General features: G+C 71.6%; 5 protein-coding genes. All 5 read left to right on the forward strand.

Annotated features, from left to right (window positions below; genetic code table 11):
* The coding region (locus tag OXU42_17350; protein MDE0031155.1) for a hypothetical protein at window positions 1-462 on the forward strand (462 nt) is incomplete at its 5' end.
* Window positions 459-932, forward strand: a complete 474-nt coding sequence (locus tag OXU42_17355) for a hypothetical protein (protein ID MDE0031156.1) — start codon at window positions 459-461, stop codon at window positions 930-932. The genes OXU42_17350 and OXU42_17355, both read left to right, overlap by 4 nt.
* Before the next feature lie 56 nt (window positions 933-988).
* Window positions 989-1,372, forward strand: coding sequence for a DUF2958 domain-containing protein (locus OXU42_17360; GenBank protein MDE0031157.1), 384 nt, complete (start codon window positions 989-991; stop codon window positions 1,370-1,372).
* Window positions 1,373-1,407: 35 nt separating this feature from the next.
* Window positions 1,408-1,725, forward strand: a complete 318-nt coding sequence (locus OXU42_17365; GenBank protein MDE0031158.1) for a hypothetical protein — start codon at window positions 1,408-1,410, stop codon at window positions 1,723-1,725.
* Between the two features lie 118 nt (window positions 1,726-1,843).
* The coding region (locus OXU42_17370; GenBank protein ID MDE0031159.1) for a strawberry notch family protein at window positions 1,844-6,075 on the forward strand (4,232 nt) is incomplete at its 3' end.

The following is a 6,075-nucleotide window of genomic DNA, read 5'->3' on the forward strand; positions in this document are numbered from 1 at the left end:
CGGTCGGGTCCCTCCAACGAACCGCTCCCGAGGCCCGAAGCGATCCGCATGAGCCTCGATGTCGAGAATCCGGACGGCACGAGCGAGACCATCGCGCTCGACGCCGACCTCGCCTTCGCCGGCGAGGCATGGGCCTGGCTCGCGGACGTCCGGCCGCTGGTCACGGCGGGCAGTGGCATCGAGGCGGCCGAACTCGCCGACCTCCTGCGCGACGCCTGGTTTTCGCCGTCGGACGAGGCGGACGCGGACAGTTGGGAGACACAGCGCGCGCGATTCGAAGAGGAAGCCATGCACCTGGCCATCGGCCTCCTGTGCTCGGAAGAGGAGGCGCTCAGGCGCACGATCGCCTGTGCGGTGCGGCGCGAGCTGTTCTGGCTCATCCCCCGCGACCGCGCGGTCACCATCACCGTGCGCGGCGGGAAGATCGGCGTCGACTTCGCCGAAGGGGAGGACGTCCGATGAAAAAGTCCTGGACGGTCCGGTGCGGATACGCGGCCCGCTTCGCCGATACGCTCACCGTGGAAGCGGAGACCCTGGAAGAAGCGCTGGAAAAGGCTGTCGAGAACGCCCATGCGGACCGGCGGTCGAACGTTCGTTGCCGCAGGGTTTTCGTGGACGCCGCCTGGGAGGGCGCCGACACCCGGGACCCGGAAGCGGCGTGGCCGGTCCCCGACCGTTTCACCGAGCGGGGCGAGCCGCCGATCATCACCCTGACCGACCCCGGCCTGCCGGGCGGCGGCGCCGTCGAGGTGTCCCGGGGGCGGGTACTGCTCCGCTTCGAGACACCCGGCGCCACGCTCACGAACGAGCTCTCCGATCCGCCCCACCCGCGCGGCAACAAGCCGCTCGTGACGATCCGCCGCCGCGCCGACGGCGCGCCCGACGTCACCGTGACCGGGGGCCGGGCTCGGGTCCGGGTTCTCGGCTTCTGAACCCCGCGCAGTTCCTTGTTCCACGTCCACCTCGCATCCAAGGGAGAACACTACCGATGGAACTCGTCACGACAGCACAGCGCGAGCAACTGCTCGCAAACGGCGCCAAGCGCGGCGCCGACCACACGCCCGTCCTCAAGCTGTTCAACCCCAGCGGCGCAGGCACCTGGCTCGTAACCGAACTCGACCCCGAGGATGAATCCATAGCCTTCGGGCTCGCCGACCTCGGTTTCGGCACACCGGAAATCGGGAGCTTCTCTCTCCAAGAGCTGCAAGCCTTCCGGGGGCCGTTCGGCCTCGGTATCGAGCGCGACCTGTACTTCGAGGGGAAGTTCGGCCTCTCCGCCTACGCCGAGGCCGCCCGCGCGGCGGGACGGGTCGTCGAATACGGCCCCGAACTCGACGCCGCCGGGCGCAGGAGCATCACGGCCTGCGGCTGACCTGTCCGTTTCCCGTACACATTCTGGAGAGAACCATGCCCGACACCGAATCCCGGACTGCGACCGCACACCCCATGGACCCGAGGCGCGGGGAGAGCCTCTCCCCGATGTTTCAGGCCTTTCTCTGCTGGCTGCTCGAACTTCCGCCCGTGACGGAACCCGCCATCACGGGCGTCGCCCTCGCAGGCGACAGCGTCCTCGCGGCCACGGACGTCGATCCGCTCTTCAACGCGCATCTCGGCAGTCTCGCCGATTTCGAGCGCAACCTCCGGGGCTGGGGCGAGGCGTGCGGCGCCGACGCCGCCACGATCGAAGGCCTCGTCACGAAACTCCGCAGCGCCGGCCGGACCTGATCCGCATCAGCACCGGATAGAGGGCGAGTCCGGCCAGGCCGGGGCGTCCGGGAGGTTCCGGGGGAGCGATCCCCCGGGCACAGCCTCCCCCATTCCCACGACATCCGAGGAGAGAGCTATGTCGCAAGCCCTGACGGCGGAGGTGCGTCCGCACGCCGCCCGCTCCACAGCGCCCACCGAAGCTGATGCGCTCTTTGAAACCGCCCGGGCCCTGCTGCCCGTCCTGGCGGCCGGTCGTCCGCTCGACAAGAACGCGCTGCGCGACGCCATGACGCGCGCCTCAGGCGCCACCGACGCCGAGGGCGCCTGGGTCTGGAAGGACGCCTACGAGGCGGCGGAAGCCGCCGTCGTGCTCTTCCTCCAGCGCTACGGCCGGGCCATGCGCCAAAGGGCCGGGGCCGGAGCCGATGGTCCCGCCGCCATGCTGGCCATGCTGCAAAAACTGGCCGCGCTGGAACCCTCCCACACCAGGCGCTCGGAAGACCAGGTTCGCCTGCAGCAGTTCTCGACCCCGCTCGGCATCGCCTACGCCGCGGTGCGGGCGGCGGCGCTCCGGGCGGGCGACGCCGTCCTGGAGCCCTCCGCCGGGACCGGGATGCTCGCCGTGATGGCGCAGTGCGCGCTCGGGAACGAGAACTCGCTTCACCTGAACGAGATCGCGAACACGCGCGCCGGCCTCCTCGCCCGCCTGTTCCCCGGGGCAAGCGTCACCCGCCACGACGCGGAGGCCGTCGCCGACCGCCTCCCGGGAGTCCGGCCGGACGTCGTGCTCATGAACCCGCCGTTCTCGGCGACGCCGGGCGTCGCCCGGGTACGTCATGACGCGGACCTCCGGCACCTGCGCTCGGCTTTTTGCGCCCTGAGACCGGGCGGGCGTCTGGTCGCCGTCACGTCGGCGGGCTGCGTCCCGGGCGATGCGGCCTGGAAGGCGGCCTTCTCCTCCGTCGAGGCGCCCGCGCGCGTCGTCTTCACGACGGCGATCGACGGGCGCGCCTACGCGAGGCGCGGGACGACGTTCGACACGCGCCTCACCGTGATCGACACAAGCGAGGAGCCAGGGATCGAGGTCGACCCCCAGACCCGCGTGATGGACGCAGCCGAACTGCTCGATGCGGTCACGGCGCGGGTTCCGCCGCGCATGGCACACGAACCCGCCGCCGGGACGCCGGCGCCGGACGTCCCGCTCCGCAATCTTTTCGGCGAGACGACGGCCGGGACGAAAGCGCGCAAGACCGGGGTGAAGAGCAACGGGCGTCCGGCGCCCGGACCGTCCCGCGACTTAGGCTCCGTCACGGAGCTCGCATACGCGGCGGCCCCGCCGTGCGGCGAGGACGAGACGGCGGGCCCCTACGCGCCCTGGCGGCCGAGCGTCGCACGCGTCCCGGGCGCTGTGGCGCATCCCACGCCCCTCGTCCAGTCGGCCGCCATGGCCGCCGTCGCGCACCCCGCGCCCACGCACCGCCCGCTGCTGCCAGAACGCGTCGTTACGGACGGCCTGCTCTCCGACGCCCAGCTCGAGAGCGTCGTCCTTGCCGGCGAGGCGAAAGAGCGCCACCTCTCCGCCCGCTACCGGGTCGGCGCCGGCTGGGAGACGGTCCGCCGCTGCGAGGAGGACGATACCGCTGAGGAGACCGTCACCGAGGACGGCGAAGTCCTATCGGCGCCGGTCCGGTTCCGCCGCGGCTGGATGCTGGGCGACGGCACCGGGTGCGGCAAGGGACGGCAGGTCGCGGCCGTCATCCTCGACAACCTGCTCCGCGGGCGAAAGAGGGCGCTCTGGCTCTCGGCCTCCGCCAACCTGCTGGAAGACGCGCGCCGGGACTGGGCGGCGCTGGGGGGACGCGCCGAAGACGTGATCCCGCTGGGCAACTTCCGCCAGGGGGCCGACATCCCGCACGAGAGCGGGATCCTGTTCGCCACCTACGCCACGCTCAGGGCGCCGGCCCGGGAGGGCAAGGCGTCGCGGCTCGAACAGGTCGTCGCCTGGCTCGCGGGCGGCTTGGACGCGGAAGACCTCCACGGGTATCAGGGCGTGATCGTGTTCGACGAGTCCCACGCCATGGCGAACGCGGCGGGGTCGAAGGGATCCCGGGGCGCCGTCAAGCCCTCCGCCCAGGGACGGGCGGGGCTCAGGCTCCAGCGTGCGCTCCCCGGCGCCCGGGTGCTCTACGTCTCGGCCACCGGCGCCACCACCGTGACCGGCCTCGCCTACGCGGGACGCCTCGGTCTCTGGGGCGCCGGCGAGACCCCCTTCGAGAACCGGGAGGAATTCGTCTCGGCGATGGAGGCGGGCGGCGTCGCCGCCATGGAGGTGGTCGCCCGCGATCTCAAGGCCCTGGGCCTCTACCAGGCGCGGGCGCTATCCTACGAGGGAATCGAGGTCGACATCCTCGAACACCCGCTCACGCCTGAGCAGCGCCGCATCTACGACGCCTACGCCGGCGCCTTCAAGGTCATCCACGCCAACCTGCACGACGCCCTCGAGGCCACCGGGATCATGCAGGGCGAGGAGACCCTGAACAGGAACGCGAAATCCGCAGCGCTCTCCGCCTTCGAGGGCGCCAAGCAGCGCTTCTTCGGCCACCTCCTGACCTCCATGAAGTGCCCCTCGCTCATCCGCGCCGTGGAGAGCGACCTGGAAGCCGGCCGCTCGGCCGTGATCCAGCTCGTCTCCACGGGCGAGGCCCTGATGGAGCGGCGAATCGCGGAGATCCCGGCCTCGGAATGGGACGATCTCTCGATCGACTTGACGCCCCGGGAATACGTGCTCGACTTCCTCGCCCACGCCTTCCCGGTGCAGCTCCAGGAGCCGTTCACCGACGAGGAGGGGAACCTGATGAGCCGGCCCGCCGTCGACGAGGACGGGAACCCCGTGCTCTCCCAGGAGGCCCTGGCAAAGCGGGATGCGCTGATTGCGAAGCTGGCCTCCTTGCCGCCGGTACCTGCGGCGCTGGACCAGATCGTGCACCGCTTCGGCCACGACGCCGTGGCCGAGGTGACGGGACGTTCCCGGAGGGTGCTCCGTATCGAGGACGCCCGGGGCGAGCGGCTCGCCTTGCGGGCACGCCCGGCCTCGGCCTCACTCGCCGAGACGGCAGCCTTCATGGACGGGGAGAAGCGGATCCTCGTCTTCTCGATGGCGGGCGGCACGGGACGCAGCTACCATGCCGATCTCTCCGCCGCCAACACGCAGCGAAGGGTCCACTACCTGCTGGAGCCCGGCTGGCGGGCGGACATGGCGATACAGGGCCTGGGCCGCACCCACAGGACGCACCAGGCTTCGGCCCCTCTGTTCCGGCCCGTTACCACCGACGTGAAGGGCGAGCGGCGCTTCATCGCCACCATCGCGCGCAGGCTCGATTCCCTGGGCGCCATCACCCGGGGCCAGCGTAATTCCCAGACCGCCATGGCCGGGAGCGAGACGACGTTCTTCCGCGCCGCCGACAACCTCGAAAGCCCCTACGCCCGCGCGGCGCTCCGCCAGTTCTACGGCGCCTTGTGGCGGGGCGGATTGCCTGGCTGGCCGCTGGAGCGCTTCGAGGAGGCGACTGGGTTGAAACTCACCTACGAGGGGGCGCTCAAGGAGGACCTCCCGCCCATGCCGAGGTTCCTGAACCGCCTGCTCGCGCTTCCCATCGACGAGCAGAACGCGCTGTTCGCCGAACTCGAATCGCGGGTCGAGTCCAACATCGAGGCGGCCGTCGAGGCGGGGACCTACGAGGTCGGCGTCGAGACCCTGATCGCGGACTCGCTCACGGCGGCCGGCCGCGAGACGCTCTACACCCACCCCGGAACGGGGGCTGCGACCGGCCTCGTCGAGGTCCTCCGCCGCGACCGGCTCGTGCCGACGACGGCCGAGGCCGCGCTCGATGCGGCCGCGAAGGCCGGCGCGCCTGCGCTCCTCGTCAACGCCCGCTCCAAACGCGCGGCCGTCCTCCTGTCCGCGCCCTCGATGCTGTTCGACGACGGGGGCGTGCAGGAACGCGTACGCCTCCTCCGGCCTGCCACCCGCGAGGGAATGGCGAGGGCCGAACTCGATGCCTCGAACTGGCGCGAGGCCGAAGAGTCCGAGTGGCGCACGCTCTGGGAGGCCGAAGTCGCCGGCCTGCCGTCGCACACCGAATCGCGCTTCTGGCTCGTCACCGGGCTTCTCCTGCCGGTCTGGGACCGGCTGGGGGCCGAGAACATGCGGGTGCGGCGCCTCGCCACCGACGAGGGCGAGGCGATGATCGGACGCGCCCTCGACGCCGGCGGCGTCCGGGCCGTGCGCGCCGCCTTCGGACTGGGCGGCGGACCGACTCTCGGTCCCGATGAGGCCTTCGACGCCGTCATGGGACGCGGCGAGGTGCT

The sequence above is a fragment of the Deltaproteobacteria bacterium genome, assembly GCA_028818775.1.
Lineage (GTDB): Bacteria > Desulfobacterota > Binatia > UBA9968 > JAJDTQ01 > JAJDTQ01.